Annotated in this window: 4 protein-coding genes; all 4 read left to right on the top strand. The window is 63.4% G+C overall.

The window, feature by feature from the left end:
- The coding region (locus Mrose_RS19085; RefSeq protein WP_182482907.1) for a hypothetical protein at positions 1-512 on the top strand (512 nt) is incomplete at its 5' end.
- Between the two features lie 53 nt (positions 513-565).
- On the top strand, positions 566-1384 hold the full coding sequence (locus Mrose_RS18080; RefSeq protein ID WP_119280615.1) for a hypothetical protein: 819 nt from the start codon (positions 566-568) through the stop codon (positions 1382-1384).
- A gap of 243 nt (positions 1385-1627) precedes the next feature.
- Entirely contained in the window at positions 1628-2743 is a 1116-nt protein-coding gene (locus tag Mrose_RS18075; protein WP_119280614.1) for an FG-GAP repeat domain-containing protein, read from the top strand.
- Between the two features lie 222 nt (positions 2744-2965).
- The coding region (locus tag Mrose_RS18070) for an Ig-like domain-containing protein (protein WP_182482906.1) at positions 2966-3200 on the top strand (235 nt) is incomplete at its 3' end.

Here is a 3200-nt window from a genome sequence, read left to right as displayed (position 1 = left end):
CCACCGGGGGTACCAACCCCACGCTGCTGCGTAGCTACCAGTGGCTGCAGAACAGCCCCGAAGGCGACCAGCCCGCAGTGGAGGACATGTTCTACCGCCCCCGCCAGTTCACCACCAATAACACCCTCACCGACGCCCAGGGAAGCTGGACCATCAACAACGCCGGCAGCTTCCAGGGCTGGGACGTGCTGCTCCCGCCCAACGGCGGCAAGCACGGTTCGGTCTGGCAGTACGACAAGGCCACCTTCATCAACATCACCCTCAACCGCGACGCGCGGCTGGCGGTGGTCTGGCGGGCCGACCCCAGCAAGGTGCCCAACTGGCTGAAGAACAACTGGAGCCAGCAGGGTACGGTGCGCATCAACAACGCCGACCGCCCCGTGTACACCAAGAACTTCCTCGCCGGCCAGACCGTCCAGCTGGGCTCGGTCTACGACCCCGGAGCGAGCCAGGCCCAGAACCTCTACACCTACCTGGTGCTCTTCGGCGAGAAGGACGGCACCCCCAGGTAGACCCCGTCTACTGGTGCTACTTCGGCCACGACCACGGTTCCGACCCCAGCCTCTTGAAGCCCGGCTTCAAGCCCGCTTACGGCTACATCAGCAGCAGGGACCCCCTCCACAGCAACGGCACACTGCCCGAGCCCAATTCCGGCTTCAAGAACTACGTGTGGGAGCGGGATGGCTACCGTATCCTCTTCGTGCACCACTTCGGCACCGGCGGAGCTGGACGCATCTGCCGCCAGTTCCACACCCTGCAGGTGGTGATAGCCAGCAAGTCCACGGGCGAGATCATGGCCGACCTCAACCTGCAGGCCGACTTCGGCCCAGCCACCGACAACAACACCGACGGGCCTCTCACCGCCACCTGCCCCCCCGGCGTTCCCACTCCAAGCCAGGTCACCGACACCACCGGCGAGCGCAAGCTCAAGGTCTATCCCGACCTCAACGGCTACGAACCTTGGCGCTCCGACGGAAGCGGTCTGATCATCGGGCTCAACACCGCCGGCCTCACCTTCGACACCGTCAACCCCATCACCGCCTGCAAGTCCAACACCTGCTCCAGCGCCACCGACCTCATGCGCATCGGCCAGAACACCGGAGAAATGCGCCTGTTTGCCTTCGCCCCCGGCCTGGGCGTCAACGCCAGCCAGGCCGCCGCCACCGGCGAGTTCTACACCGACATCTACGGCAAGAAGCTGCTCTCGGCCTCGGATCCCGGCGCGGTGCGGCAATACCTCAAGCCTGGCTTCAGCTTCTCCACCTCCAACCCGGCCAACGCCGAGTGCTTCACCCGCGACGCCTTCTTCATGTTCTATGAGGGCTGCGGCGACGCACCCCAGGCTTTCATGAACATCGAGAACGGCCTGACCGACAAGAACTGATGCCGGTGATCGATGGTCGATAGTTCATGACCGAACACTAAACGCTAAGCGCCGTTTGTAGGGGCGAGCCAATGGCTCGCCCCTACACCTCTTGGGCACAGGCACAGGGTCCGGCCCCTACAACAGGCATGGCGTTGGATGTTCGGCGTTTTGCGTACGACCCATGACGGCTCCATGTGATAGCCTCGCCTTTGAAAGAAGGGCTCGAGGCGTCCGGCATCGCCTCGTTTTCAAGGAGGAGTCGTGAGCATCGCGCGATGGAAAGCCAAACTTCTGCTCTGGTGCCTGGGGGTGGGCTTGCTGCTGGGGGCACAGGGCACTCCCCTCAGCTTTCGCCGGGTGCAGATCGACAAGGCCAGCCCGGGGTCGGCCTGGATCAAAAGCATCGGTGATCTCAACGGCGATGGGCTACCCGACCTGATCATCGGTGGGGGCAACGGGCCGCTGGTGTGGTATCAGGCTCCCTTCTGGATCAAGCGCACCATCGACCCCACAGCCCAAAGCCAGAGTGGCAGCGCGGTGGTGGACATTGACAAGGACGGCGACCTGGACGTGATCGTGGGGGTGGCACTCTACGAAAACCTCAACGCCAGGGGCACCTCCTGGAAGCGGCACGTCCTGGGCAATGCCGGGACTCACGACATCGTGGTGGCTGACCTGAACAAAGACGGCAAACTCGACGTGATCATGCGCGGGGAGACCGACACTGTGATCACGGTATTCCTGCAGAACTCCAAGGATTCCTGGCGCTCCTTCGAAATCGATCCCCGGCGCAGCCGCAACGGGCTGGACGTGGGTGACCTCGACCGCGACGGCTGGCTGGACCTGGTCACGGGCAGTGTCTGGATGAAAAATCCCGGCGGTGACATCGCCAGAAGCAGGTGGAGCGAGCACACCTACACCGACTGGGTGCCCTATGCCACGGTGGTGCTGGCGGACATAAACGGCGACGGGCGGCTGGACGTGCTGGCCTCACCCTCGGAGGAGAAGGGCCGGGTCTCCTGGTTTGCCAATCCCCTCGATCCCACCGCGCGCTGGAGTGAGTACGTGATCGAGCCCAGCGTGGACAGCGTCCACAGCCTGGACGTAGTGGACATGGATGGGGATGGAAGGCTGGACGTGGTGGGCTCGGAGTTCCGCGGCGACAAGCGCCTGTTCGTCTGGCTCAACCGGGGAGGTGGGGAGGAGTGGGAGGCCCACGTCCTCGCCCGCGAGGGGCTGCACCAAACCCGAGTGGCCGACATCGGCAACGACGGGGATTACGACATCTTCGGTCACGTCTGCCCCGAGCCCGAGGCCTGTTTCGGCACCGGTCCCGTCGTCCTCATGGAAAACCGCTCGAGCCCTGGTATCCGCTGAAGACCCTACGCCAAAGGCGTTCCCTCAAGGCCATCTTCCCACAAGATAGAACCCATACGAACAACCATGAATGCAGCTCAGATCGAACCGTAGGCGCCGGCGTTTCGCAGCCCAAAGAAGGCAGGGTGTGGGGAGTAGGTAAACAAACCTTTAGAGGATTCTAAAGCCCTGAGTAAATCCTGGGGGAATTATGTGTCTTGGCTGTTGCCTCGCGGAGGCCCCATGCGGTTCATATCAAAAATAGTACAGAAGATCATCTTTTGCGGTCCGCTGGTGGGATGGGTTCTCCTGCTGGCGGCCTGCAATCAGGCAGACGGGTTTTCCCCCCAAGTCAGCCTCAGCCAGCCGGCCAACGGCAGCACCACCAGCAGCCCCACCCTCACCGTCAGCGGCTCTGCCAGCGACGACGCCGGCGTGACCAAGCTGACCTACCAGTTGGGCAGCGGCCCCGAGCAGA

The organism is Calidithermus roseus (assembly GCF_003574095.1).
Taxonomy (GTDB): domain Bacteria; phylum Deinococcota; class Deinococci; order Deinococcales; family Thermaceae; genus Calidithermus; species Calidithermus roseus.
Note: the sequence above shows the minus strand (reverse complement) of the source record. Positions and strands in the feature narration are given on the sequence as shown.